The sequence below is a fragment of the Thiocapsa sp. genome (assembly GCF_018399035.1).
Classification (GTDB): Bacteria; Pseudomonadota; Gammaproteobacteria; order Chromatiales; family Chromatiaceae; genus Thiocapsa.
The window spans coordinates 1442796-1469302 of sequence record NZ_CP073760.1; the positions used below are offsets into that span (position 1 = coordinate 1442796).

Annotated in this window: 24 protein-coding genes; 1 reads left to right on the top strand and 23 read right to left on the bottom strand. The window is 62.0% G+C overall.

The features are described from left to right. Positions 1 to 112: 112 nt before the first annotated feature. The 7 genes from KFB96_RS06615 to KFB96_RS06645 form a co-directional block, all read right to left on the bottom strand. Positions 113 to 928: a class I SAM-dependent methyltransferase gene (locus KFB96_RS06615; protein WP_213465453.1), complete on the bottom strand. Its 816-nt coding sequence runs from the start codon at positions 926 to 928 to the stop codon at positions 113 to 115. 45 nt (positions 929 to 973) lie between these two features. After that, positions 974 to 1804 (bottom strand): sulfotransferase family 2 domain-containing protein, encoded by an 831-nt coding sequence (locus KFB96_RS06620; protein WP_213465451.1) that lies wholly within the window; start codon positions 1802 to 1804, stop codon positions 974 to 976. A 435-nt stretch (positions 1805 to 2239) separates the two neighbouring features. Further along, a complete protein-coding gene (locus KFB96_RS06625; protein ID WP_213465449.1) occupies positions 2240 to 3382 on the bottom strand; it encodes a DegT/DnrJ/EryC1/StrS aminotransferase family protein in 1143 nt (380 codons plus the stop codon). Then, the gene (locus tag KFB96_RS06630) at positions 3382 to 4629 is read right to left on the bottom strand and encodes an ABC transporter ATP-binding protein (protein ID WP_213465447.1); all 1248 of its coding nucleotides are present in this window, start codon (positions 4627 to 4629) and stop codon (positions 3382 to 3384) included. The genes KFB96_RS06625 and KFB96_RS06630 overlap by 1 nt, the downstream gene beginning before the upstream one ends. Positions 4630 to 4642: 13 nt before the next feature. Next, positions 4643 to 4786, bottom strand: coding sequence for a hypothetical protein (locus tag KFB96_RS06635; protein ID WP_213465445.1), 144 nt, complete (start codon positions 4784 to 4786; stop codon positions 4643 to 4645). Continuing rightward, positions 4783 to 7245, bottom strand: coding sequence for an AAA family ATPase (locus KFB96_RS06640; RefSeq protein ID WP_213465443.1), 2463 nt, complete (start codon positions 7243 to 7245; stop codon positions 4783 to 4785). Before KFB96_RS06640 ends, KFB96_RS06635 begins: the two co-directional genes overlap by 4 nt. Before the next feature lie 234 nt (positions 7246 to 7479). Beyond that, entirely contained in the window at positions 7480 to 7830 is a 351-nt protein-coding gene (locus KFB96_RS06645) for a MarR family EPS-associated transcriptional regulator (protein WP_213501828.1), read from the bottom strand. Positions 7831 to 8850: 1020 nt separating this feature from the next. On the opposite strand from KFB96_RS06645, the gene KFB96_RS06650 reads away from it, so the two are divergent. After that, positions 8851 to 9843 carry an IS110 family transposase gene (locus KFB96_RS06650; RefSeq protein WP_213501831.1) on the top strand — a complete coding sequence of 331 codons (993 nt, stop codon included), beginning with the start codon at positions 8851 to 8853 and terminating at the stop codon, positions 9841 to 9843. A 1006-nt stretch (positions 9844 to 10849) separates the two neighbouring features. Here KFB96_RS06650 and KFB96_RS06655 read toward each other — a convergent pair. The 16 genes from KFB96_RS06655 to KFB96_RS06730 all read right to left on the bottom strand — a co-directional run bounded on the left by KFB96_RS06655 (position 10850) and on the right by KFB96_RS06730 (position 26224). Continuing rightward, on the bottom strand, positions 10850 to 11401 hold the full coding sequence (locus tag KFB96_RS06655; RefSeq protein WP_213465435.1) for a DUF433 domain-containing protein: 552 nt from the start codon (positions 11399 to 11401) through the stop codon (positions 10850 to 10852). A gap of 196 nt (positions 11402 to 11597) precedes the next feature. Beyond that, a complete protein-coding gene (locus KFB96_RS06660) occupies positions 11598 to 11855 on the bottom strand; it encodes a hypothetical protein (protein WP_213465433.1) in 258 nt (85 codons plus the stop codon). Positions 11856 to 12240: 385 nt separating this feature from the next. Beyond that, positions 12241 to 12822, bottom strand: a complete 582-nt coding sequence (locus KFB96_RS06665) for a PIN domain-containing protein (RefSeq protein ID WP_213465431.1) — start codon at positions 12820 to 12822, stop codon at positions 12241 to 12243. Next, positions 12822 to 13292: a helix-turn-helix domain-containing protein gene (locus tag KFB96_RS06670; RefSeq protein WP_213465429.1), complete on the bottom strand. Its 471-nt coding sequence runs from the start codon at positions 13290 to 13292 to the stop codon at positions 12822 to 12824. Before KFB96_RS06670 ends, KFB96_RS06665 begins: the two co-directional genes overlap by 1 nt. Before the next feature lie 1812 nt (positions 13293 to 15104). After that, complete coding sequence (locus tag KFB96_RS06675) at positions 15105 to 15431, bottom strand: nucleotidyltransferase domain-containing protein (RefSeq protein WP_213465427.1); 327 nt, start codon at positions 15429 to 15431, stop codon at positions 15105 to 15107. Further along, positions 15418 to 15852 carry a nucleotidyltransferase substrate binding protein gene (locus KFB96_RS06680; protein ID WP_213465425.1) on the bottom strand — a complete coding sequence of 145 codons (435 nt, stop codon included), beginning with the start codon at positions 15850 to 15852 and terminating at the stop codon, positions 15418 to 15420. Before KFB96_RS06680 ends, KFB96_RS06675 begins: the two co-directional genes overlap by 14 nt. A 281-nt stretch (positions 15853 to 16133) precedes the next feature. Next, the gene (locus KFB96_RS06685) at positions 16134 to 16586 is read right to left on the bottom strand and encodes a hypothetical protein (protein WP_213465423.1); all 453 of its coding nucleotides are present in this window, start codon (positions 16584 to 16586) and stop codon (positions 16134 to 16136) included. A gap of 16 nt (positions 16587 to 16602) precedes the next feature. After that, positions 16603 to 17190, bottom strand: coding sequence for a hypothetical protein (locus tag KFB96_RS06690; RefSeq protein WP_213465421.1), 588 nt, complete (start codon positions 17188 to 17190; stop codon positions 16603 to 16605). Next, positions 17190 to 17990 carry a TIGR04255 family protein gene (locus KFB96_RS06695; RefSeq protein WP_213465420.1) on the bottom strand — a complete coding sequence of 267 codons (801 nt, stop codon included), beginning with the start codon at positions 17988 to 17990 and terminating at the stop codon, positions 17190 to 17192. The genes KFB96_RS06690 and KFB96_RS06695 overlap by 1 nt, the downstream gene beginning before the upstream one ends. Before the next feature lie 67 nt (positions 17991 to 18057). After that, entirely contained in the window at positions 18058 to 19218 is a 1161-nt protein-coding gene (locus KFB96_RS06700) for a LegC family aminotransferase (protein ID WP_213465418.1), read from the bottom strand. Then, the gene (locus tag KFB96_RS26440) at positions 19215 to 19739 is read right to left on the bottom strand and encodes a MarR family EPS-associated transcriptional regulator (RefSeq protein WP_300971349.1); all 525 of its coding nucleotides are present in this window, start codon (positions 19737 to 19739) and stop codon (positions 19215 to 19217) included. Before KFB96_RS26440 ends, KFB96_RS06700 begins: the two co-directional genes overlap by 4 nt. 935 nt (positions 19740 to 20674) lie before the next feature. Continuing rightward, on the bottom strand, positions 20675 to 21520 hold the full coding sequence (locus KFB96_RS06710) for an Rpn family recombination-promoting nuclease/putative transposase (RefSeq protein WP_300971790.1): 846 nt from the start codon (positions 21518 to 21520) through the stop codon (positions 20675 to 20677). A 1939-nt stretch (positions 21521 to 23459) separates the two neighbouring features. Further along, positions 23460 to 24677: an AAA family ATPase gene (locus tag KFB96_RS06715; protein ID WP_213465415.1), complete on the bottom strand. Its 1218-nt coding sequence runs from the start codon at positions 24675 to 24677 to the stop codon at positions 23460 to 23462. Then, entirely contained in the window at positions 24667 to 25473 is an 807-nt protein-coding gene (locus KFB96_RS06720; protein WP_213465413.1) for an aminotransferase class I/II-fold pyridoxal phosphate-dependent enzyme, read from the bottom strand. Before KFB96_RS06720 ends, KFB96_RS06715 begins: the two co-directional genes overlap by 11 nt. Beyond that, on the bottom strand, positions 25457 to 25540 hold the full coding sequence (locus tag KFB96_RS27435; RefSeq protein ID WP_367115072.1) for a hypothetical protein: 84 nt from the start codon (positions 25538 to 25540) through the stop codon (positions 25457 to 25459). Before KFB96_RS27435 ends, KFB96_RS06720 begins: the two co-directional genes overlap by 17 nt. A gap of 390 nt (positions 25541 to 25930) precedes the next feature. Continuing rightward, entirely contained in the window at positions 25931 to 26224 is a 294-nt protein-coding gene (locus KFB96_RS06730) for a hypothetical protein (protein ID WP_213465411.1), read from the bottom strand. Positions 26225 to 26507: the final 283 nt, after the last annotated feature.

The following is a 26507-nucleotide window of genomic DNA, read 5'->3' on the forward strand; positions in this document are numbered from 1 at the left end:
AGCGTCGAGAAAACGCTGCAAGCGGCAAACATGGCAGGCGAAAAGTCGGCGTCCGCCGGAAGCCTGCCACAGCCGCATCGTGAAGTGTGATGGTGAACGCCCTACCGGAACCTCATCGCACGGCGATCAAGGTGGGATAGGTCAGATGGAAGATCAGTGGGTTGCCAGCGAAATACGGTTCCACCGTTCGCATCAGCTCCGCGAGCAGCGCCGGGCGAGGGTCGGCGGCGGAATCGACATCCAGGGGCGCATTCAATGCACCTATTGTGTTCACCCAGCCGATGAACGTCTCGAACGTCCAACTCTTTTCGACATGAAATGCCAGTTCCTCGACATAACGAAAGCCTGCATTAGCGCGAAACGTCTTGGTCGCTTCCGGCCAGGCCCAAGATCGAAGCGCGCTTGAATGTGACACTGTGAAGCGGTTGACCTCGCTCTGAAACGCTTGATAGGCGCGGCTGACCACCCAGGCATCAATGGCATGGGGATAACGATGCCAAAAAGCACAAAGAACACCGCCGACTCGCAAGATCCGCAACACCTCCGCAGGAAAAAACTCCGGGTTCATCCAATGCAGCGCACTTGAACAGGAGACGATGTCGACACAAGCATCAGCCAATCCCGTCGAGTGCCCAAGTCCTTGTTGAAAGTGAACATTTGGCAAAGATGTCCGCTTTACCGCTTCGGCACGCATCGCGTCCGATGGCTCGATACCAATCACGTCGTCCGCGACTGGAGCCCAACACCGAGTGCTCAAACCGGTGCCGGCCCCCACATCGACGACCAAGCGTGGTCGCTCACGAGTGATACGCAGCGCGGTCTCCACGATCGATTGCGGTGTCGGTACGCGATAGCGATCGTAGCGGTCTGGGGACCACCGTACCGCGTCGCGCCCGGCTTCGAAACGCCGGTGGATTGCGTTAGTCATACGCGGCCCTGCCGTAGACGCAACATTAGAAGAACGATTGACAAATTAGCCATGTTTCGACGTCGACCCGATTTCCTCGTCTTCATGCTCAGAGCATTGATCGCTGATCGGCGCACGATATCCCATCAACGCGATCTCGTTGGCGAAAATCGACCTAATGGTCTCTATGTGCTCTTCATTCATTAACTCAGTTGTGTTTTGCATTACTGGTCGGTAACTGGACTTCGCTCGGAATCGATCAAGACTTTCGAACGGGACCCCCAGAAAACGAAACACGTCAGTCAAATCCGAATTCAACGTCTCGTAGCGGCAGACTCGGTCAACCAAAATCTCGTCCGTCCAGGGATCGGCATATCGCGGAAAATTGTATGGGGCCTCAGACCCCCAGCAGCGGGTTGTCCACGGCTCACGAAGCCGCCCTTCAAAATAACGAAGCCAACTCCCGAAAGAAAGTGCAGATTGATACTTCTTTTCGTAGATTCCCTTACTATGAAAATACCTTGATACACATTTATCCCAGGGGTTACGTTCGATCGTGAATTTATAATAATTGTCCCAAATCTTCCGCGGCACACGCGCACGAATCTGCCAGGCCGGAATATTCTCGAAGAAGCAATCCGCATGGACGAGATCGAGCAAGGTCCGACTAATCCCGACGTGCCAAAGATGTCGATTGGCAGTGATTCTCTTTCGTAGCTCTCTCGTCGGGTTAAATCGGCCTCTATAGCCCCGCGCTTGGTGTGTTGGTTCTTCTTCCCAAAACGGCGTCAGCGTATCGTTCGCCCCCAGGACTGTCGATAAATAAAGCTCCAAACTGGTCCCAGCAACTTTAGCCGTTTTTATAAAAATAAAACGGAACTCATGGGAGATTACCATCGCGAAAACCGACCGTGATCAATTGAGACTCGTATGGGGGGAAAAGAACCCGAACCGATGAACTTATTCGTAAAGCCCCACCCATCTCTGAATCCGCGCAAAACAACAGGCACACAAGAAATGCAATCACACATTGACGAACACTTCAGCCAATGGCTTTCCGCACGGATTCCTATTGTGAAACCGAGGTCGTCTGTTCTGCGTCGCCCAGCGGAGGATCGGATACGAGGACAAGTAAATCACTCGCGCCGCAATCTGCTCGGAGACCGGGAGGCTGCCCAGGCTAACGGGGATCGGTGGGTCAAGATTGCGCCGGCAACACACAGTGCGATGGGGAAGCCCCACTTATTGCTCGTCGCGACATGGGCAGCGGCGTTTGCACTATGCGTGACGACCCGAAAAATCATTCCACCGCACCTCTCAACAAACGACTCATCATGGACTTAGAACATCAATGATGCGCGCCTGATCAGCGTCACCCAGCCCCGGGTAGATCGGCAGACAGATAACGCGCGCTGCCGCATCGGCGGCGACCTGTAGATCGCTCGCCATGGCTGACGGGAGTCCGCGATACATCGGAAAGTCCGAGATCAGCGGGTAGAAGTAGCGCCGGCCATGGATGCCATTAGCCTTGAGCTTGTCATAGAGCGCGTCGCGGCTCAGCGGGTAGTCGTCGCCGCACAGGATCGGGAAATAGGCATGATTGGCAACACGCTGTCCGGCGCTAGGCACCCAACTGAGCCCAGGGATGGCATCGATGGCCTCGCGGTAGCGACTGGCGATCTCGGCGCGGCGGACGAGCGCCGAATCGATATGCTGAAGCTGCAGCAGACCGAGGGCGGCCTGCATCTCATTCATCTTGCCGTTGATGCCAGCGGCGACGACGGTGGTCTCGCCGACGAAACCGAAGTTCTTCAGATGGTCGATATGCTGCTTACTCTTGGCGTCCGGGCAGATGATGGCCCCGCCTTCGAAGGTGTTGAAGACTTTGGTGGCGTGGAAGCTGAGCACCGAGAGGTCGCCATGGTTAAGGACGCTGCCGCAATGACATTGGACACCGAAGGCGTGGGCGGCGTCGTAGATGACCTTGAGGTTGTAATTGTCGGCGATGGTCTGGATGGCCTCGACATCGCAGGGGTTACCGTAGCAGTGAACCGCCAGGATGGCGGTAGTCTGCGGGGTGATGGCCGCCTCGATCTTGGTCGGATCCAGGTTTAGGGTCTGCGGATCGATGTCGACGAAGACTGGGGTGATGTTGTTCCAGAGCAGTGAATGCGCCGTGGCGACGAACGAGTACGGTGTGGTGATAACCTCGCCGGAGATACGCAGGGCCTTGAGCGCGGTGACTAAGGCTAAGGTCCCATTCGCGAACAGGGCCAGATGCTCCACCCCAAGCCAATCGCACAGCGCCTGTTCGAACTGGCGATGAAAGGGCCCGTTGTTGGTGAGGATCTTGTTTTTCCAGATTTGTTCCAGATACGGGATGAACTCCTCTAGAGGAGGGAGGTGGGGTTGGGTGACATAAACGTTAGTGGTTTTGCAGGCATCATTGGATGCGTCCGAGGATAGCGGTTTCATTATTCCGGTTCCTTTACATCTACAAAGCCTTTCAGGAAGAAAGGAACCCAGTGTTTACTATTCAATCCCCTGACTTTGAACTTGACCCAATGCCTGTATTCTGCGAGTCGAGACGGCATGCCATTAATGCCGATTGTCTCAGGACTCGAATCGCTGACCAAAATGGTAATAAAATACTCACCGTCTGTAAGCTGACACTCGGGAATTCTGATGGCCAAGTTCAGAGCCCCCCCCTTATTGATCAATCGCACGCCATTGTGCGTCGTTGAGAAAGCTGCCACAGACCTCATGTCCTTGTCTGCAATACTAAATGCAATACTGAATTCACGACAGGGTTCGTTGACCGTCAGATTCAGATCGAGAACGAGATCATCCAGGTGATGAATCGCTACAACCTCGTTATCGTCGCTGCTCCGGCAGTGAGTAGAGCGCACATGAGCGGAGTCGATCACAGCCCCTTCGCAATAGGCGGCTTCCGGCTTTTCCCCTTCGAACATGTCCATATAACGCTCGATACCATGTGAGATGCTGTCGCCGTGATAAGCAACTGCCCCCTGATTGAGCAGCATTACACTCGTCGAAGCCCTGGCGACTAATGGCATCGCGTGACTTACGAAAATCACTGCTGATTTTTGGATCAGCTCCTTCATTTTGTTGTAAGACTTCACCCGGAATCCAGCATCGCCGACCGCCAGAACCTCATCTAGAAAAAGAACGTCTGGGTCAATATGCGTCGCCACTGCAAAGCCGAGTCGGACTTTCATGCCTGAACTGTATTTCCCGAACGGAGTGTTGATGAACTCCTCGATGCCTGAGAAGCTTATAATTTCGTCGATTTTTGCATTCATTTCGGCTCGACTCAAGCCGTAGATGGCTCCTCCAATATAAATGTTTTCGCGTCCGCTCAGTAACGGATTGAACCCTCCACCAAGCTCGATAAGTGATCCAATGCGCCCTCGCAATGTTACTTGTCCTTCGTCGGGCTTGATCAGGCCAGTGAGAATTTTTAGTAATGTGCTCTTACCGGCGCCATTTTTTCCTATCATCCCAAGGCACTCACCACGCCCGACTTGGAAGCTAACATCTCGAATTGCCCAGAACTCATCAGCGCGTAACTCACCCTTTCCGCCATGCCGCCGACCTCGAATCTCGTTTCCAAGATCCTGCACCCCATACCAAAGGGACTTTTTCAAGCTCCGACAGAACTTCTTGGAAACACCTTCGACTTTGATCAGAGTATCGGACATGGCAATTTAAAACTCAATTACGACCGCGCTTTCGCATCGCGTCGTGGAAATCTTGGAGCCGCTGGACTTCGATCGAGAAGTCCTTCGGCGTTGGTAAAGGCGCGTTGATGGCCATCGCCTGAGAGTGGCCGGCGAGCCAAGTCGAGCAGATGGTCATGCCGGCGTCGATGGTGGCGAGATCGACTCGCTGATGTCATGCACCGTCTTCAGGCGTTGGGTCTGGATGCGGTGGTCGAACCGCATCACGGTCTGATTGAAGAGGAGCTCCTCAACCGCGCGCTCCCATGCCTCGCGCAGCAGGCCGTAGCCCAGCGGGAGTTCGCGCGCGTAGGCATCGAACCGGGCGTTGCGGTCTTGCGCGGTGATGGTCTGCTGGTGCGTCTTGAGCACGCCCAACAGCGCCTTGATCGACATCGCCTTGGTCGGCGGGTGTTCGGCGCAGTGGCCGGCGGCGGCGCTGCTACGGCGGATCTCACGGGTCGTGATGTCGACACCGCACGCCTTGGCCTCGGCACCGAGCATGTGCAGGAAGACCAGATCGTGGGTGAAGACGATGACCTGCCGATCCGCGGCGCAGTGCGCCAGGCGTCCGGCCACGGCTTGGCGCCGGTCATGATCGAGCGACGAGACCGGGTCGTCCAGCACGATGGCCGAGTGGTCGTCGCGGGTGCCCAGTTCGGCCAGGAAGGCCGCCAACGCAACGGCGCGGCGCTCCCCTTCGCTCAGAACCTGCACGGGGGTGGCGGTTCGTCCCGCCCAGTCGGCGGTTTCGAGCACGACGCGCTGGTCGGTGGTGCCCTTTTCGTTGCGGCTCGGGCTGTAGCTCACGCGCTCGGGCAGACGCAGGGCTCGGGCTTCCGCCGCAAAGCCTTGCAGGAGCTGGTCGGTGACGTAGGTCTTGGTCAATTCGCCCGCTTTGCGGGAAATGGCCGTGGTCGTGCAGGTCTGCAGGGCGAGCTTGTGCGCGGCTTGGTCGGCGAGGCGGGCGATCTCGGCTGCAATCTGACCGCGTGCCGCGAGCAGGGTCTTGCGTGCTGCAAGCTCGCGCTGGCGGGTGGTCTGTGCGGCGCGGGTTGCCGGCTGCGCCGATTGTTCGGCGACTTGCGCTTCGTGCTGCGTTGCGTCCGCCAGTTGCCTGAGCCATGCCGGCCAGGCCGGCGCGAGGGGCTCGGGCAGGGTCCAGGCGGGTTGCTCCAAGGACAGGCCTGCGATGACCTGTTGCAGGCGGGCGGCCTGATCGAGCAAGGCCGCGAGATGGGACCCGCCGTCGGGATGTTGCCCGGCGACTTCGCCGACAAGGGCGGGGTCTCCCGACTCGCGGGTGGGCAAGACGCGGATCGCCTGGAGGCGCAAGCGCAAGGCGCTTGCCTTCTCCTCGCGCTGCTTGGCGACATCGGCGTGAACGAATTGGTGGAAGCGGGTCAGACGGTCGCGCGCATCCGCTGACAGGGGTTGATTGCAGAGGACGCAGTGGCCGGGCGGCTCGGCGGATGGGAAGTGTCCATCCGGGGTGGCGCCGGCGGCCGCGTAGGCGCGGGCCGCGTTCCAGAGGGTGCGCCACGCCGCTCCGCCCACGCCGGGCAGATCGGTATCGGTGAAGGTTTGGCCGACGAGCATCTGCTCTGCGGCGAGCGCGGCCTCATACGCTTGGCGTTGGGCGTGGAGCTGTTGGAGCGCGGCGGCGCCGAGGCTCTCTTCGAGTGTTTCGATCCGTGTGGCGAGGGCGCGCAGACGTTGCGCACGCTGGCGGTGTTGTATGGCTAAGGCGGCGGGGTCCGGCGCGGCGAGCAGGGTCTCGAGCCCTTGCAGCTCTGCGGTCTCTTGGCTGGTGAGTGCCAATGCGTCGATCCGGCCGATGGGCGTGGTCGGGTCGAGCCCCATGAGACAGCGCGCGGCGGCCGTGTCCGCCGGCAGCTCCGGAAGCGGTTGCGGCGTGGCGACAGCGGCGAGCGCGCGCTGGTGGTGGTCGCGCACGGCATCGACGACGCCGGTCAGGCGCATGAAGAGGTCGAGCCCGCCGGGCATCCAGAAGATGCCGTTGTCTTTTTCGACGAATTCGCTGGCGGCCCGGGTATCGAAGACGGCCACGCGGCCGAGGTCTTCGGCGCCGGCGGGGCTGTTGGCGGCGCTCCAGAGGGCCTGGCGGTCGACGTTGTCGACGCGGTAGTGGATGGTCGCAGTCGGGGTGTTCGGGCTGGCGTGATAGACGTTGGGCAAGATACCCGATGACTGGCCGCGCGCGTGACAGGCTTGACGCAGCAGCCGGCTGCAGCCGGATTTACCGGCGCCGTTGTCGCCATAGATGGCGGTGATGCCCGCGAGGCCGAAGCTGAGTGTCTGACCGTTCGCGATGGCGTTGACCGATTGGGTGTCGCTGACGGCGCTCAGCGCGACGCTCGGACCGGTGCCGGCGCTCGCGGGGACATGGCTGGCGTTCAGGGGGATGGTTGTTACCTTGGATGCGCGTCCATTGGCGCCGTCGTGGCAGAGGGCGGCGAGCTCATCGATGTCCTTCTGCGTGGGCGCGGATGCATCGGCTGCCAACCGGCGCAAGGCGTCTTGCTGCCATAGCGGCAGGGTCATGGACCAGTCGAGAATTTCGGCGTAGAGGCTCATGCACTCAGGCACTCATGCGCTCGATGAGGATCGGCATCGCGAGGCGGTAGATGATCCCGGTCTCGCCGACTTTGACGCTGCCGGTGCCGCTGAGGAAGACCCAGGTCAGGGTGTTGGCCAGCGGCGGCGATGCCGGCGGAACGGCGTCGCGCGGATGCCGTCGCGGTCGTCATGGCCGGGCCGTCAGCCGCGCCCGCGGCGGGGCCGAGGGGACCGGGCGGGTTGCCTCGTGGATCAGGTCTTGGAAGTGGCATCGTTGGTTTGTCCGTGCGACGCCGCTTCCGCGGCCAGTTGCGCGATCTCGACCTTGAGGGCTTCGTATTCGGCGCGTTTGCGCTGCAGGAAACGCGCGGTGATGCGGGCCTTCGCCTCGATGCCCTGCGGGGTGAGCAGGTAGGCGTAGGCGCGCTTGTTGTCGCTTCTGCGGAAGTTCTGCACCTTCACCCAGCCTTGGTCGATGATGGCGCGCATGCAGAAGTTGGTGCTGCCCAGGCTGATGCCGAGCGCCTTCGCCAGATCGCGCTGGGTGCCGTCGGGGTGCGCCTCGAGCTGCTTGAGGACGCGGTAGTGAAGGTCGTCGGTCATGGCGGTGGGCGTCGATGGTGCCGGGGGTGCGAGCGTTGGCGTCGGGTACGGGACGCGGAGTGTAGGCGCGAGTCCCGCGGTGCGAAGCGCGGGAGCGCGAGCGCCACCCGCGGGGGCCTCGTTCGGTGGTCCGGGAAGCGCCTGCGGCGGCGCTTCTGGCACGCTACCGCCCTACCCTGTCATGAATAGGCATCAAAAACAAAAGCATGGCGAAATTGCGTCGTCTTCCGTCTACCGGAAGGAAGGCGCATCCTATATCAGAGATTCCGCGACAACAAGGATCGCGCGCTGGGTGTAAACCCAAAGTCGTCATGTCCCCTTCGTGCAAAGCATGTGGGCTCGCCGGTTTGGCTCGCCAATGCTCGCGCCAAGGCGCTCGACGTCTTCGTTGACGATGGTGAGGGCCACTAACTCGCTCCCACGCTCTGCGTGGGAGTGTCGACCCGACGCTCTGCGTCGCGTGGCGCGGGGTGCAGCGCAGGCAGGGCGCGTCGGCAGGGTGGCCGACCGGGATCTGCACATCGTCTCGCAAGTCGGTTACGGTCCGCAAAGGGAAATAGGGGACGTACCACGGAATCATGCACCCGGCTAGGGAAAGGACTGGATCAATTGAAGACGCATTGAGCCACGTACCCTTCCGCTCCAGACCTTATTGAACGGTTACTCAGACATCGATGGCGATTTCCGGGAATGATCATCCCGGCCGTGCGTGTTGCCGATGCTTACCGGGCGACTAAAGTCGCCCCTTGTATGATCTGTTCTGAAGGGATTGACAAGGAAAGTGATCAACGGATTTGATGAAGAGTGCCCGGGAAGCCGTTCGCCCCTGAAGCCTGGATGTCGTGTTCCGCTGTTCAGAGCTTGCATGTAGATGGGCTCCCCGCCCTCTTCGCCCATACCGAAGAGTATCCGAGGCCGTGGACATGTCCGGGAGCCTGCATACACAAGGTCGGTAGGCGAGGGTACAGGGTCGGGGAACCGGGAATCATAATATCGCGTTGCATCCTGAAGAGACAGACGATGAATACAGCCGGAATCGATGTGGCCCACAAGACCCTGGCGCTGGCCGTCAGCACCGAGGAGAAGCTCGGCAAGGTCCGCGAGTTTGCCAACACACCAAGCGGTCATGCCGCGCTGATTAAGGCCTTGCAAGGTGCGCGGGTGGAGCGGGTGTGCCTGGAGGCGACCGGCAGCTATCACCTGGACCTGGCGCTGGCCATCGATGCGGCCGGGTTGGCGCTCATGGTGCTCAACCCCAAGGCCGCCAAGCGCTTTGCCGAGGCCTTGCAGACGCGCAACAAGAGCGATGCGGTCGATGCCGGCGTGCTGGCGCAGTTCGCCCGGCGCATGCCGTTCGAGCCGTGGCGGCGCCCGGCGACCGAGGCGCTGGAGCTGCGTGCCTGTTCACGGCGCTTGGAGGCGTTGGTGGTCGATCGCACGCGGGCGAAGAACCAACTCCACGCCCTGTTGCAAAGCACCACCACGCCGGCCGTCGTGCTGGAGGACGTGCGCCTGAGCATCCACCAGTACACCGCCCGGATTGATGCCCTGCGTGACTGGGCCGATGCGCGCATCAGCGCCGACGAGGAGCTTGCGCAGGTCTACCGGCTGCTCACCGGCATCCCCGGCATCGCCGCCGCCAGCGCCATCCAGCTCATGGGTGAGCTGCTGGTGCTGCCCGAGGACATGCGTGCCAAGCAATGGGTCGCCCTGGCCGGACTGGATCCGCGCCAGAGCACCTCGGGCACCAGCGTGAACAAACCCCCGCGCCTGAGTAAGGCCGGCAACGCCCACCTGCGCAAGGCGCTGTTCATGCCCGCGCTGAGCGCCGCGCGCCATGAACCGCACGTCAACAGCTACTACACGCATCTCATCGAAGCGCGCGGCCTGAAGAAGATTCAGGCCATCTGCGCGGTCATGCGCAAATTGCTGCATGCCATCCATGCCATGCTCAAGCACCGCCAAGCGTTCGACGGCAGCCGCTTCTGCTTGCTTCGCGAGGCCGCGGCATGAGCACCTCGGCGATGTCCGCCACGGCACCCTCCTCGGTTGGCCCGACAGCACGCGCGTGGCCGTCCAAGAGCCGCCGCCAAGACGAGCGCGTTCAACCACCACGGCGCAGGGCATTCATTGATCAACAACCAGCAGCAGTCGCGTCGCAGACGCTCGCAGCCAGCAGCGGCTTCAGTGCGGCGCAGTGTGGGCAACGGGTGAATGAGTGTGGTCAAGGTGGGGGCAACCCGCCGGGAGCGGGTTGTCCCCGGCTTGTCCACACGCCCGCTTGCGGCATTCACGCGTTGTCCACACGGAGTCCGCCCGCGCCCCACCCGCAGCCAAGCCCCATCCGTCATCGAAATGATCCCAATGGGGTTGGCAGCCGCTCAACGACCGTACCGTCGAGAAAACGATGCCGATAGAAAAAAATGATGGATAGGAGGCAAATCGGACTTGCGTCAGAACAGAGTATCTACATGTTGGTCGATGCTTTCCCGGAAATCATCGATGGTCAATCCGTCCTGCTGAATCTGTTCGCTGTCGTCGAGTGTCACGATGCTGCCTCGGCTTAAGCCGCAACGTTCCAGGTGATTGTGAGGCCGTCGGTCCGCACAGCGGACCCTACAGTCGATACGCCGTGCGGCCTCGCTCGTAAGACCGGCCACCCAAAACATCAGTCGCTCGTGACATCCGCTCCGCGGTGTCACGCATGCCCCGTGGCGCTCTGCGCCACGTGCCACGATGGCCGTAGTTACGAGCAAGGCCCGCCGTGCGGACCTTGGGCGGTCGCCACCCAAGGCGGCCGGATTCGGGAGCAAGGCATGGATGACGTCCAACCGATCGGGCACACCGCCGGTGTTGAAGGCGGTCGCCGGGATGGCGCCCGCGGGGCACACTCAGGAATCGCATGCCGCACCAAATGGCCCAAGGTCTTCACTTCGAGTACCTGGTTCGTGAGCTTCCAATCCCTGCTGGTTAGCCCGGGCCGCAAGTCGCGGTGAAAGATTTTCGTCGATCAGCAGCTTCAAGGCTGGGGCGCGTTGCGTATGATCTTAAGCCGCCTCAGCGGTCGCCCTGGCGCCTGGCCCAAGCGCGAGCGCAGCTCTGCATAGCGTAGGGCTTTTTCACCGAGTTGGGGGTAATCCTCGGCGATCTCGGCAAAGGGCACGCCCGCGCGAAACTGCTCGACGAGGTGAACGACCGGCACGCGTGTGCCCGTGAACACCGGTTCACCGGAACAGACGTCCGGCCGGCGCTCAATCAGGTCTTCACCTCGCTGAACCATCCGCAACGCGCTGTGCGTACTGCGCACGATCTTTGTCAGGTCGAGCGTCACCGGGACATCACCGGCACGCATGAGCTTGCGCCCCGTTCGACGCCAGCCGCCAAACTCACCCGCCTTGAGCGTCAGAACGTTGTACAGCGCGCGTCTGTCTTCCGGGCTCAACACCAATCCCTCGCGCTCCAAGGCCCCCTTCAACTTGAAATAGAGCACCTCGCGAAACTGCAGACGGTGCCGCTTGCGCCCATGCGTCTGCGCCGCCACGTGCAACACGCGGGAGAACTCTTGGCGCATCAGCTTGGGATCTTGCGCCGTAGCCGCCGCCGCGACACGGGTGTCAAAACTCAGAGACATCTGAACATCTTAAAATATGATTCATCCTACCCCATCGTTTAGCCGAAACAATTTGGTCGAGCTAACGCTGACCCGATCCTGTCGACGGTTCGCGCTGCGAACCCCATCCGCAGTTACCGGGCGACTAAAGTCGCCTCTACATGTCGGTCGATGCATTCCCGGTGATGACCTTGGCTCGCTTGTCGGCATGGCGCCGGGCGGATTGGGCATCGCGCACCACCTGTTGCAGCTCCTGGTCGAGAGCATCCGACCGCTGTGGGTCGGGCTTGAGCCCGACGGTTCGGCATCGGCGGTTTGGATGAGCGCGCGCTCCGGAGAGAAAGTCCAACGCGCAGCCCCGGCGCTCGCGGGCGTAGGCGCTCGGGCGGAAGCGCGCGGTCGCGTCGGCCAGCACGGCGAGGCTGACGATGTCGGTGCGGTACTACTCGCCCCACGCTTTTTGCCTACTCGCTCCCACGCTCCGAGACTGTGAAAGTATTCCCGCGTTGGACCGAAATGCGGGAAACCGTAGGCTGGGGTGAGCTTGCGAACCCCAGCATTTCAGACGGTTGCAAAGCCACGGATGCTGGGGTTCGTGCCTCACCCCAGCCTACGGCGAATTCTTTCACAGTCTCGGAGCGTGGGAGCGGGCGTGGATCGCGCGCAGCAGGGTGCGCAGGCGACCAAAAACGTGGTCTGTCCCTGAGGTATCTAACTGGTGGGATCCCCCGGCAGAGCCGGGGGATTTCCCATCTTGGTTAAACGTGGGTCTGTCCATGGTATCCCTTGGCATGGAACCATCAAATCAGCTCGGCGGCTTCTCGGAGCCGGTCGGCCGTTGCCGGCAAGCCCGCCCGTTCCAGCGCCGTTGCAAACTCATCCGGGGTCGATTCGGGCTTTTTTCGCCGTGTCCGCATCCGCTTGAACGCCGAGATCACGGCGACCGGATGCAGATCCCATTGATGGATGATGAAGGTGTCTGGATCGATGGCTTCGATCTCGAAATGCTGAAGGATCTCGGCGGGGAAGTCGCGCAGGTTATCGGTCACGATGCAGTCGGCATGACCCGCGATCGCGGCGGCCAGCACATGGAGATCATCAGGATCCGGCAACTCGACGGCCAAGTCGAGGCGCTGCCACTGTTCGGGCACCACTTCCCAATCGGGAACCGCCGCCCGCATGCAGTCGCGACGGACATCGAGCCGACCGGCCAAATCAGGGCGGCTGTTTTCCAATGCCCGAATCCACTCGGCCTCGATCCGAGTCGTCCATTTCGCGGCGTAGAGTCCGGCCGTGGCCAGACTGAGCAGGGCGTCCGTCATCGCGATGGGGTAAAGCACGCAGGCATCCAGTACAGCGGTGTAGCGCGCGTGACCGGCCATCAGTAATCCAGACCCAGCTCGCGTGTGTTATCCGCCAGACGATCGAGCGCCTGTTGTTGTTGCTCGCGCATCTGTTGCTCATAGTCCAGCAGGTGCTTCAGGGTCACGCGCCGATGCGTGCCGACTTTTCGGTAAGGCAGATGACCCGCTTCCATCTCTTTGATGAGGAAGGGACGCGAGACATTGAGGACGTGTGCGGCCTCGACCGTGGTGAGCTCGCGTTCCATGGGCATCAGCACGATGGACTGGCCCTGACTCATGGCGCCGAGCAACTGGCCGATCACTTTCAGGGCTGCGGGCGGCACCTCCACGCGCGGCTGTTCGCCCGTGTCTGTCGTCAGCAGGATCGAGGCGGCGCGCGAGTGATCCAGCGCGGCCATAATGCAGCGTTGAGCGGCGCGCGCCAGATCCTTCTCGGCGGGACTCAACAGAGGTGACTCAAGCTCGCGGGCATGGTCAATGGTGGTCATGACGGGGCTTCCGGGTTTGTTTTGCGTCCATCCATGATAGATGCAAATGCAATAAGTGCAATAACCGCAACCGCCGTCGTCAGGAGGTTTGAGGCGATGAGCGCTTGGTCAAACCGCCGATCCGCTGCGTTGCCGAGATCGCCAGCCAGACCATATCGTTGTCGTTGGTGACCCGTCGCGGTATGGGGGCTCGGGCTCGGGCTCTGGCTCGTGACGCGGAGCGTCGGGGCTACACTCCCACGCGGAGCGTGGGAGCGAGTACCGGGGGCTCCGCGTGGGAGCGAGTACGTGAGATCGTGCCGGCTCGCGGTTGCTGTGACGCCTTGAAACCGTGCGCGGCCGAGTGCTCGATGGCCGGTGCTGCCGCACAGGTGCGGTGCTGCGTGTCCGTGTGGACGTGCACCCCGGCACGATCGCCGTTGTCGTCGACCGGCGCGAGCTGCCGATCCGCTGCGACGTCGCACCGGGATCCGCGGTGCGCGAGGCGGTCCCGTTGCGTTGACTGCTGCGTGGCTCATGATGTGTTTCGGGCCGTTCGTCACGGCTCCTCAGAAACGACTTAGCCATTCTGGTTCGTTCCCCCCTCTCCCCAACCCCTCTCCCGCGAGGGGAGAGGGGCTAGGATGGATCAGTGGTTGTTGAACGGTGACTCAGACATCGATGGCGATTTCCGGGAATGATCATCCCGGCCGTGCGTGTTGCCAATGCTTACCGGGCGACTAAAGTCGCCCCTACATGTTGGTCGATGCTTTCCCGGAAATCACCGATGGTCAATCCGTCCTGCTGCATCTGTTCGCTGTCGTCGAGTGTCACGATGCTGCCTCGGCTTAAGCCGCAACGTTCCAGATGATTGTGAGGTCGTCGGTCCGCACAGCGGACCCTACAGTCGATACGCCGTGCGGCCTCGCTCGTAAGACCGGCCACCCAAAACATCAGTCGCTCGTGACATCCGCTCCGCGGTGTCACGCATGCCCCGTGGCGCTCTGCGCCACGTGCCACGATGGCCGTAGTTACGAGAAAGGCCCGCCGTGCGGACCTTGGGCGGTCGCCACCCAAGGCGGCCGGATTCGGGAGCAAGGCATGGATGACGTCCAACCGATCGGGCACACCGCCGGTGTTGAAGGCGGTCGCCGGGATGGCGCCCGCGGGGCACACTCAGGAATCGCATGCCGCACCAAATCGCCCAAGGTCTTCACTTCGAGTACCTGGTTCGTGAGCTTCCAATCCCTGCTGGTTAGCCCGGGCCGCAAGTCGCGGTGAAAGATTTTCGTCGATCAGCAGCTTCAAGACTAGGGCGCGTTGCGTATGATCTTAAGCGATTTCCGGGAATGAGCATCCCGGCCGTGCGTGTTGCCGATGCTTACCGGGCGACTAAAGTCGCCCCTACATGTTGGTCGATGCTTTCCCGGAAATCACCTTAGGTCCGTGCAGCGGACCCGAAAGTAACGGTGGAATCCGCTGTACGGCCCGTCGGTCTGTGCCGTGCCGATGTGTTCGGAAAACCGCAGGGCTGCCTCCCAGTGCTCAGCCGTCCTGCAATTGCAAACGACGCTCGATGCCTTCGATTCGGGCGACGAGTTGGTCCCTGTGCGCGTGCTGCTCGACGATTTCGCCAGACATGTGCGCCAGATCACGCCGTATTCTTGAAGGATCGGGTCTGGATGATCAAAACGCACACAGATGAAAGCCACTCGCAAGCTGTTATCCGCAAGAATTCTCCTCAGAGCCTGATGTGCCCAGGGACCGTCTGCGAAGTATCCGATTATCATGTCGCAAGCCATCCTCGAGTTATCCAGAACGGCGCGTAGGAGATCATCGCTGGTAAAACACCCGTCCCACACGCCGAATGTGCTCCAGGAGCGCTTCGTCCTGGATCGCGGCAAGGCGTGAAAGGTCGATCTGGTAGGGGAGCAGCAGGTCGTCGAGCTGGGTTTCCAGTGCCAGCACTTGGATGTCGTTGAGTTGCCTTCCTTCCAGGACAAGGTCGATATCCGAGCCACGGCCGTAGGTCCCCTTGGCTCTGGATCCGTAAAGCAGTGCCCGCTCGACCGCGGGGCAGGCGTCAAGCAGGGTGCGAATCCGGTCGATCACCGATTGGGACAATCCGCAGGCGTCCGGGGTGATGTCAGCCGACGGCATGATCGGCCAGATCTTGCATGCGGGTTTGAAAGGCTTCGAACAAGGTGATGTAGCGCTTGCAGATGATCTCGATTAGTTGCTTCGCGGTAGTCTCGTCATAGGTGTGCGAAGAGCGGTTTCTGCTCTTGATGGTCTCCATCCAAGTCTCGCCGTCGGTGACAAGACCGCGGCGGAACGCTTCCCGAATGGCGTCGCGCGAGCCGGTGATCGCCGTGTTGCCTTGGTACTCGAAGTAATCCTTCATGACATTCCATGCGAGCTCATGGGTAAATTCGAACGCCTTGATAAGCCCTTGCTGCTCGAGCGGGGTCAAGGATCGTTCCGCGGCAAGGCTCACGGCGTCGCTCAGTTGCCCGAACGCGCGCCGGTAATTGGCGAAGCGTTGCTTCCAGCGAGTGTCGATATCCGGTTCGGAGGTCATGGACGCGTACCTGATGTCCGTTTATGCGCAAATGACGCCAATCGTCGTCGCGAAGCGGCGACCCGCCCCGGGATAGACGACTTGCAGTCGTCCTCTTCCCTGGCGAGACCGCGGCAAGGCCCTCACGGCGCTCACTTCGGCGTTTGACTTCCGCCCGTTGCTCGTCACTCCGCCCATCGTGGCACTTGGCGCAGAGCGCCAAGAGCATGCGTGACACCGCAGAGCGGGTGTCACGAGCGACTGATGTTGCCTCGCCGCCAGACATGAGTCCGCTGAGTCAGTCACAGGCTTCTGATTCGGCATTGCTTGAGAATGCGGTTGCCGACGCCTCGCGTGATCTTACGGAGCTGCGTGCCGGCCTGATTTGAGCCGACCAGCTCGGCATGCGCCGGATTCTTCTCGGTCGGATCGGCAAAGACGCTAAGTCGCAGGTCAACCCCCTGTTCAGGCGGCGCGCAGGCTCGGATGACGCTCACGTGCACTTCAGCCAAGGCTTCCAGCCGTCTCTCCGGGCGTTCCAAGTCTTCGCGCCAGCGCTCGATGATCTCCGCCTCGGGCAACAGTGCGGGGCGACTTAACGAGAAACAATTGCCGTTGCCGAAGGCACTTGGCGTCGCGCGCTGCTTCTCTGCATCCCAGAAGGGTTCGAGCAAGGCCCTCAGCACCAGTTCCCGGTCATCGACCAGTGGACGCGTCAGCAGCGGCTCCACTGTGTTGTTGTCGGCATCGGTCATGCGGAGGAACGGTTGCTCAACGCACTCGCGTCATGAGATCGGTTACGGCCCTCGGTTCAATCGGCAACTCAAGCTCGTCCCCGGTTGACGCGATGAAGCACATCAGGGTATCCCTTGCGATATCCAACTCGACCAATTCGCCATTGCCATCGGGCCAATTGAGCAGCAGATGTCCATCGCGGGAGAGAAAGAGCGCGACATCGAGGTCCGCAAAGTCGGCAAGCGCCAGCAAACGCTCCAATCCCAGCAGGGTGTCTTCCGTGAGTGCTCGTCCATAACCCTGATCCCAGCCATCGGCGAAGGTCGCCAGACGCTTCAGCCGCTCGGCCGCTTGAGCACCGAGTTTTACAGCGATTGTCTCGGCGACACGCTCCAGCGGACCAGAGGGATCAGCCCGGTCGGAAGACCTTCGCGCGCGAGAACCGAGGACTAATTGCATCCGCGTGGCGCTCGCGGTCCCGCGCAACTGTGCGGGGGCGGCGATCCAGCGTACCTGTGATTCGGCAAAAACCGCGATATTCCAGCCTGGATCAGCAGAGCCCATCCATTCGCAGCCGCAGTATTCGGCTGCCCGGCCCGCAAAGCCGCTTGGTTGTGGATTCATCAGGCTTCCTCTCGTTGACGCACTTCTGGCTGCATCAAGTCTGCAATGCGTGTCGTCAGTTCCATGAAGACGTCATGCGTTATGGTGCGCGCTTGTCCAAGCGCATGCATGATCGCGTCGACGTGCGGGTCGACGGATTCTGTTCGAGAGACAGTCATGTCCATGATCAGTGCCGGGTCGTTGGACACAATGCCTTCTGCGAACTGCACCCGCATCATCCCACCGGCAACGGGCACAACGAGTTGAACCAGTGCGCCCAGCTCCGCGCCGGATTCAGCGTGCCGCGTAATCGCGGTGGGGGCTTCTATCGCGATTCCCAGGGTTTCCGAGAGAAACTGCATCGGTGTTTGGCCACGGAGTAATGGCTCGCGAAAGGCATCGATATAGCGCAACGCCACTTGAAAGGGGGCGGTCGCCTCAGGTTCAGGCCTGACGGCCAATAGGGCCGCCGCGCCCTCGCGAGCCGTTGGAGCGAAATCCTGCCAGGACAGGTAAGGCGGCGTCGCGTTGGCCGTGAAGAGTTGCGGGCCGAGTTGAAACAAGGTGTTCTGAGGCATACCGGTTTTCTGCTTGACGCGCAAGGTCGGCGCATCGAGCGGCAACGGAAAGCCAACGGGCACCAAGCGCTCGACATGCTCGTAACCCAATGCCCCCATGCGGGCGGTCCACTGCAAGAACATCGCTTCGGCGGGACCGTTCGCGCCGGGCATGATGACCGGAAGCGTGCTCTGCCCCTGTCCGGACCATCGCAATTCCGCAATCATTTCGATCAGCGGGGGATTACGAAAGACTGTCGTCATCACATCAGCCTCGACATGGCAAGCGTGGTCACCGGTCTGCCTAACATAGCACCGACCGCGCCTCGCTTCACACCAACCCCGCACTACTCGGCACGTTAATGATCCGCCGCTCGAGGGATACCGCGACCGACAGCGGAGCGCGCGGACACTCGAGAAACGGTGCGAGCCGGTGCATCAGGGTCCAGGCCGGGCGGGTCATGAAGCCGGCGGCGTTGGTGGCTTCCAGGATGGCATCGCGCTGGTCGGCGGCGGAGTCGTCCAGCAGGAGCGTCTGGAGCCAGTAGTTGCTGCGGCACCCGGCGGGCTCGGCCATGATCCGGACGTGCGGCAGGGTGCTGAAAACGGCGCGGTAGCGTTCGTAGAGGCGGCGTTTGGAGGCCAAGAATTCCGGCAATTGCTCCAGTTGGGCGCAACCGAGCGCGGCGTTGATGTTGGGCATTCGGTCGTTGAAGCCGACCGCGTCGTGCTCGTAGGCCCAGCGGTGCGGCACCTTGGCGGTGGTGGTCAGGTGCTTGGCGCGCCGGGCGAGGTCGGAGTCGTCGGTCAGGATGGCCCCGCCTCCGCCGGTGGTGATGGTTTTGTTGCCGTTGAAGCTGAGTGTGCCGAGGCGCCCGAGCGTGCCGGTATGGCGGTCGTGATAGGTGCTGCCGAGTGATTCGGCGGCGTCTTCGACCAGGGTCAACTGGAACTCGCGGGCCACGGCGAGCAGACCATCCAGGTCGCAGGGGTGGCCGAAGGTGTGCATCGGGACGATGGCGCGGATGCGCCGACCGGTCAGACGGTTGATGCAGCCCTGCCCCGGCGCCGGCTCGGCGATGGTATTGAGCCAGTCACGCAGCGCGTCCGGATCCAGCCCCAGAGTACGCTCGTTGCTGTCGGCGAAGTGCGGCACGGCCCCGCAATAACGCACGGCGTTGGCGGTCGCGACAAAGGTGAGCGCAGGCACGATGACCTCGTCGTTGGCTTCGACCCCGGCGAGCAGCAATGCCACATGCAAGGCCGCGGTGCCGTTGACGACCGCGACGGCGTGACGGGCGCCGGTATAGGTCGCCAGCTCGGCCTCGAAACGGTCGACGTAGCGACCGACCGAGGAGACGAAGGTCGAGTCGATGCAGTCCTGGACATAGCGCGACTCGTTGCCGGCGAAGCGTGGCTCGTGCAGGTTGACCGGGCCGGGGCCGACGACGTCTCGGATGGCCGCAACAATCGCGTCCGGCAGACTGTTCACAGGTTGTAGCGATCCGACTTGTAGAGCGCGAGATGACGCGGATCGGCGAACCAGGCGGCGGTGTGCTCGAGGCCGCGCCGGAAGCCGTCGAGACCGCCGTACGCGGGCCGCCAACCGAGGAGATCGGCGGCCTTGCGGTTGTCGGCGAAAAGGCGCTCGACCTCGCTTTTCTCGGGGCGCAGACGCTGCTCGTCGGTCAGGATCTCGATCTCGGCGCCCATCACCTCGGCGATGGTCGCCGCCGTGTCGCCGATGGAGATCTCGAAGCTGCTGCCGATGTTGATGACCTCGCCGAGGTATTCGGTGCGTTTGCGCTGCAGGAAGCGCGCGGTGATGCGGGCCTTGGCCTCGATGCCCTGCGGCGTGAGCAGGTAGGCGTAGGCGCGCTTGTTGTCGCTCCGGCGGAAATTCCGGACCTTCACCCAGCCTTGGTCGATGAGGGCGCGCACGCAGAAGTTGGTGCTGCCCAGGCTGATGCCGAGCGCCTTCGCGAGATCGCGCTGGGTGGCGTCGGGGTGCACCTCGAGCTACTTGAGGACGCGGTAGTGGAGGTCGTCGGTCATGGCGGTGTGCGTCGATGGTGCCGGGGGTGCGAGCGTGGGCGTCGGGTTCGGGACGCGGAGCGTGGGCGCAAGTTCCGCGGTGCGGAGCGTGGGCGCGAGAGCGCCACCCGCGGGGGCCTCGTTCGGTGGTCCGGGAAGCGCCTGCGGCGGCGCTTCTGGCACGCTACCGCCCTACCCTGTCATGAATAGGCATCAAAAACAAAAGCATGGCGAAATTGCGTCGTCTTCCGTCTACCGGAAGGAAGGCGCATCCTATATCAGAGATTCCGCGGCAACAAGGATCGCGCGCTGGGTGTAAACCCAAAGTCGTCATGTCCCCTTCGTGCAAAGCATGTGGGCGCGCCGGTTTGGCTCGCCAATGCTCGCGCCAAGGCGCTCGACGTCTTCGTTGACGATGGTGAGGGCCACTAACTCGCTCCCACGCTCCGCGTGGGAGTGTAGCCCGACGCTCCGCGTCGCGTGGCGCGGGGTGCAGCGCAGGCAGGGCGCGTCGGCAGGGTGGCCGACCGGGATCTGCACATCGTCTCGCAAGTCGGTTACGGTCCGCACAACGACCGACCCTACGGTTGGTAAGCGGGTCAGGATCGCGGTTCACCTGGAACCCGGTAGGGTCCGCTGTGCGGACCGGGGGCGGCTGATACGGCGTCGATGGTGCGCATGTCATGGCCCGCGGCATCGACGGGGCGGGTTCTGCGGCCTCGGCGTGGCGGCGGTCAAACGACGCTGTTGAGGTGCGCGGCGGTTGCGGTCCGCACAGCGGACCCTACGGTTTCCCCTCGTTCCCAAGCTCCGCTTGGGAATGCGGCCCGCAAAGCTCTGCTTTGCGTGTCTGCTCCGGGAAAGCAGAGCTTCCGGTACCGGATTCCCGAGCGGAGCTTGGGAACCAGTTAAAATCAGTGTTCCTCGCCAACACTCATGTGCCGTACCGCGCGCAACCAATCCTCTCCGTCGGGACTGATGAGCAGTTGGTCGCCGAGGTCTTCCAACGTTTGGAGGTCGGCGATGCACGCAAGCAGCGGTTCGGTCTGCTCAGCGATCGTCAATCCAAAACGACGGCGTACCTGACGGACCAGGATGTGGCGGGTCGCCTCGCGACCTTGCTCAATGCCTTGCTCCATGCCTTCTCGTTTCCACTGATCGGTCCAGCTTTCCAGATTCTCGGCCAACATGTGATACACCTCGCTGAGTTCGCCAAGGGGTGGCAAGTGCACGCCGGGCAGGCGCTTGGGCAGGAAGACGCGACCGAACCAGACCGCGAAGTCACGGCGCAGGCCGGTCTGTTCCGGTGCCTTGAGCCAGTCGAGCACGGCGTGCACGATGCCCATCGCCTCGTCCGCGCCGCGGCTCGCCTCGAGCCGAAACAGGGCCGCACTGAGGTTGCGCTCGGGCAGGGGTCCGGCGTTGGCGATGCGCTGCTCGTCGAGCAGCAGGTAAGCCTGTCGCGGGCGATAGCACTCGAGCAGCGGCGGCGCCGGCTCGATGAGCGGCTCCAGCGTCTCGGCAGCACGCCAGGGCGTGACACCATTGTAGAGCACCACGGGCAGCACGGGCGGCAGACGTCCTGCGGCACTCAGGGTCCCGGCGCGTATGAGATCCTGGTAGAGCAGCCCGAGGTAGGTCTGGATGCGCACGGCCATCCAGGGATCGACGGTGGATTGGAATTCCAGCAGCAGGTAGATGTAGAGCCAGTCGGGGCCCCAACGCAGACGCCAGACGATGTCGTCGGCGCGGTCGCGCAGGTCGTCGGTGTACTATACCGAGCGCACGCGGGTTTTTCGCCGCATTGCACGCCCCGCGCACGCCGGGACCGCGTTGCGCCTCCTCGCCGTAGTGACCGCTACGCCTCGTCGGCGCGCCTTGTCCCGACGCGCGCGTGACGCACCCTGCTTGGCGAAAAACCCGCGTGCGCTCGGTATCGCTTCCGCTGCAGCGCTCGAGGGTCTCGAGGTCGAGCGCTTGGACCCAGTCGCCGGGCACGAAGCCGCGCAGCAGGTCGCGCACCATCGCGGCGTGACCGTAGAGCAGTTTGTAGCCGCTGTCGTGGGTGGGGCCGCGCCGCTGTGCCTTGGATGTCTTGGATGTCTTGGGTGTCTTCATAGGGCTGATCGATTTCCCTCGCTGTTCTCTCGTTCCCTCGCCCCCGCAACGCTCTGCTTTGCGCCTCTGCTCTCGGGAAGCGGAGCTTCGAGTACCGGATTCCCAAGTGTAGCGGCGACTTCAGTCGCCCATAAGCCTCGGCGCGGGCATGTCGGCGACTAAAGTCGCCCTCTTCGATCTCGGTACGGGTGTCTCGGGGCGACTGAAGTCGCCCCTACCCTCTTCGATCTCGGTACGGGTGTCTCGGGGCGACTGAAGTCGCCGCTACCCTTCTTCGATCTCGGTACGGGTGTCTCGGGGCGACTGAAGTCGCCGCTACCCTTCTTCGATCTCGGCACGGACGTCTAGGGGCGACTGAAGTCGCCGCTACCCTCTTCGACCACGGCGCGGGTGTCTCGGGAGCGTGTAGGGGCGACTTCAGTCGCCCATAAATCTCGGCACGGACGTCTCGGGGCGACTGAAGTCGCCCCTACCCTCTCTGCTTTGCGTGGCTGCTCTGGGAAAGCAGAGCTTCCGGTACCGGGTTCCCAAGCGGAGCTTGGGAACCCGCTAAAATCAGTGTTCCTCGCCAACACTCATGTGCCGTACCGCGCGCAACCATTCCTCTCCGTCGGGACTGATGAGCAGTTGATCGCCGAGGTCTTCCAACGTTTGGAGGTCGGCGATGCACGCAAGCAGCGGTTCGGTCTGCTCGGCGATCGTCAATCCAAGGGAAATAGGGGACGTACCACGGAATCATGCACCCGGCTAGGGAAAGGACTGGATCAATTGAAGACGCATTGAGCCACGTACCCTTCCGCTCCAGACCTTATTGAACGGTGACTCAGACATCGATGGTCAATCCGTCCTGCTGAATCTGTTCGCTGTCGTCGAGTGTCACGATGTTGCCTCGGCTTAAGCGATTTCCGCAAACTTCCATACCCGTAGGTTGTGCTGACGATAGGAAGCACAACTTGCGCCGACGGTTGGTTGTGCCTCGCACGGCTCGGCACAACCTACGCCCTGTCGTCGAGTGTCACGATGTTGCCTCGGCTTAAGCCGCAACGTTCCAGGTGATTGTGAGGCCGTCGGTCCGCACAGCGGACCCTACAGTCGATACGCCGTGCGGCCTCGCTCGTAAGACCGGCCACCCAAAACATCAGTCGCTCGTGACATCCGCTCCGCGGTGTCACGCATGCCCCGTGGCGCTCTGCGCCACGTGCCACGATGGCCGTAGTTACGAGCAAGGCCCGCCGTGCGGACCTTGGGCGGTCGCCACCCAAGGCGGCCGGATTCGGGAGCAAGGCATGGATGACGTCCAACCGATCGGGCACACCGCCGGTGTTGAAGGCGGTCGCCGGGATGGCGCCGGCGGGGCACACTCAGGAATCGCATGCCGCACCAAATCGCCCAAGGTCTTCACTGCGAGTACCTGGTTCGTGAGCTTCCAATCCCTCGCAACCGCATAGAGGTTTTCGCCCCTGCGCGGAGTCAGTTTCACTTTTTTGCCCTGTTCGGTGAATGCTTGCGGTCCGTCGCAGAGTGCAGGTTGACCGCTCGGCATGCGCTGACAGAGACAGTGCTGATATGGCTTCAGATCCATCAGGCTTTATGAGCCCACTCGATATCCCGCATGGTTTCATAAACCCTGGCCATTGCATTGAACTGCTCCAACAATCGATCATCGATGAGGCCGAGATCCTGATCCAAAAGCGACTCCATGTGACCCTTCTGCATCAAATAAGCGGCCACCTGGCTTGGATCGAGCGCCAACAGCTTTTGAGCGACTGGATCATCGATCGTACGTTTTTTAATGCGATCCCGCTTTAGATGGTTGTTGATCGAGCCAACAACATAGGGGCTATGCGTAGTCAGAATAAACTGAGTGTTTGGAAAGGTGGCCAGTAAATCGCCGATAATCCGACGCTGCCATGCCGGATGCAGATGCAGATCGACCTCGTCGATCATGACGACCGCCTCCGCGGAGAGCGGATCATCGAGGTGGGGGTTGGCGATGGCCATCCTTGCACTCAAGTCGATGACAAGCCCAAGGAGCGTTTTGTAACCGTCGCTGAGCTGCGCGATATCAAGGGTTTGACCACCGTGCTGCACGGTTAAGCGCAGCGGATTGAGCTTGACTTGGGGGTCTGAAATATCGGTAAACATGCGCGTCATCGCAGATCGGACCGCGTCGAGCTCTTTCAACCTGAAATCAAAGCTCTTTCGCTCTCGCTGCAACCGAATTTCTTCATTCTCCTTGTTGTAGAACCAGACAAACGCCGACTTGAAGCGAGTGGTTGCCGTCAGCGCTCCCGCCAGGGCTTCGAACCTGTCGTGCGCCTTGGGAAATCCTTTTCTGTTTTGGGGCAAATCGAGTAGTGCGCGACTGACACCATAAAAAACGAACACCGGCAGATCGAAGGTATCGCCGCGATTGTGCGGATCAAGGATCCATTCATCGATATGCCGGTCGATGAGTGACGTCCCGATTCTGCTCGGCAGGGATTTGGCGGTGGTTCGCGACTGATCCCGCTTTTGCATCCGATCCCAAACCAAGCCATCGATGGTTTCCAATGCCACGCGTGTATAAGGCGCGACTCGACCCTCTGCTTGGCGAATGTCACCTCGCTTTTTGAAGTTGATCCCGACCACCCCCGGCAGGCGCATCGGCACGACCCCAAGTCCAATCGCTAGACCATCGAGGATGGTTGTCTTGCCGGAACCGTTCTCGCCCATCAAAACCGTCAGGCGCAGGCCGAAGTCGATGGACAACAACGTCTTCGCGCGAAAGTTTTCGAGCTGAAGGGTTTTAATTTTCATCGGCCAACCGGTCGTTGAAGCCGACCGCGTCGTGCTCGTAGGCCCAGCGGTGCGGCACCTTGGCGGTGGTGGTCAGGTGCTTGGCGCGCCGGGCAAGGTCGGTGTCGTCGGTCAGGATGGCCCCGCCTCCGCCGGTGGTGATGGTCTTGTTGCCGTTGAAGCTGAGTGTGCCGAGGCGGCCGAGCGTGCCGGTGTGCCGGTCGTGATAGATGGAGCCGAGTGATTCGGCGGCGTCTTCCACCAGGGTCAACCGGAATTCGCGGGCCACGACGAGCAGACCATCCAGGTCGCAGGGGTGGCCGAAGGTGTGCATCGGGACAACGGCGCGGATGCGCCGACCGGTCAGACGGTTGATGCTGCCCTGCCCGGCCGCCGGCTCGGCGATGGAGCGAAGCCAGTCACGCAGCGCGTCCGGGGCGAGACCCAGGGTGCGCTCGTCGCTGTCGGCGAAGTGCGGCACGGCCCCGCAATAACGCACGGCGTTGGCGGTCGCGACAAAGGTGAGCGCAGGCACGATGACCTCGTCGTTGGCTTCGACCCCGGCGAGCAGCAGTGCCACATGCAAGGCCGCGGTGCCGTTGACGACCGCGACGGCGTGACGGGCGCCGGTACAGGCCGCAAGATCGGCCTCGAATCGGTCGACGTAGCGTCCGACCGAGGAGACGAAGGTCGAGTCGATGCAGTCCTGGACATAGCGCGACTCGTTGCCGGCGAAGCGTGGCTCGTGCAGGTTGACCGGGCCGGGGCCGACGACGTCTCGGATGGCCGCAACAATGGCTTCAGGCAGGCTGTTCACAGTTGGTGCTGCCCAGGCTGATGCCGAGCGCCTTCGCGAGATCGCGCTGGGTGGCGTCGGGGTGCACCTCGAGCTACTTGAGGACGCGGTAGTGGAGGTCGTCGGTCATGGCGGTGTGCGTCGATGGTGCCGGGGGTGCGAGCGTGGGCGTCGGGTTCGCGACGCGGAGCGTGGGCGCGAGGGCGCCACCCGCGGGGGCCTCGTTCGGTGGTCCGGGAAGCGCCTGCGGCGGCGCTTCAGGCACGCTACCGCCCTACCCTGTCATGAATAGGCATCAAAAACAAAAGCATGGCGAAATTGCGTCGTCTTCCGTCTACCGGAAGGAAGGCGCATCCTATATCAGAGATTCCGCGGCAACAAGGATCGCGCGCTGGGTGTAAACCCAAAGTCGTCATGTCCCCTTCGTGCAAAGCATGTGTAGGCTCAGCAAGCGGCGTCGGTGCGGCCCTGCGCAAGCTCAGTCAGGCGCAGACGCATCCGCCACAGCTCCAAGACGGAAAGCGCGTTGATGCAGCACACGGGATCCGCGGCCAAAGCGGTCGTCAGGCGCTCGCTCGGCATCGGGCACACCGGGCGTTGCTACGCTGCTGATCCATGACGTGGTGGCCACGGCACGCGCGGTGGGATCATGCTCGCCGCGACGATTGACTTCCAAAGCCACCATCTCGGGAACCAGAATGCTGGGGGCGGCTTGTTGAAGGATTTGGATCATGATGTCGTCACGGTTCGGTTTTGTTTCGATTGAAAACATCGTGTATCGGTCGATCGAGCGTGTGAGCATACCCGCCGACATGCATAACCCCACTGCATCACCGTCCCCATCGCCAGATCTCGGTTCACCCGCCGGCCGAGCAGGGTTTCCCCCTCGTTCCCAAGCTCCGCTTGGGAATGCGGCCTGCAAAGCTCTGCTTTGCGAACCCCGGCGACACCTCGGCAGACATCGCTGAGCCACGAGAAGCTGAGCTTCTCGCACCGGGTTCCCAAGCGGAGCTTGGGAACCAGTTCAACCCGTGCAAGGATGACCGCTCGTTCCC